The organism is Clostridioides sp. ZZV14-6150 (assembly GCF_020657875.1).
Taxonomy (GTDB): Bacteria; Bacillota; Clostridia; order Peptostreptococcales; family Peptostreptococcaceae; genus Clostridioides.
Map to the genome: position 1 here is coordinate 1 of NZ_JAGWDA010000113.1, position 223 is coordinate 223.

Sequence of the window (223 nt, forward strand, 5' to 3'; positions counted from 1 at the left end):
ATGGAAAACCTGGTTCTAGTATAACTGGTCATGCACCATATGACCCGCATTCATATTTAACAGGTGCAAGTGTAATTATACCATCCAATCCAGGTAATTTAGATATAGGTTCTTATGAACTTCTGGGATGGTCAACCATAAAAGACGATGAGTCAACTATGCTAAATTTTGGAGATAGAATAATGATTGATAAGAGTAATATTATCTTACAGGCATTTTGGAG

General features: G+C 35.0%; 1 protein-coding gene. It reads left to right on the top strand.

Annotated elements, in window-relative coordinates; all coding sequences use genetic code 11:
• Nucleotides 1-223, top strand: a 223-nt coding sequence (locus tag KGF41_RS20750; RefSeq protein WP_227857152.1) for a hypothetical protein, incomplete at both ends; no start/stop codon positions are given.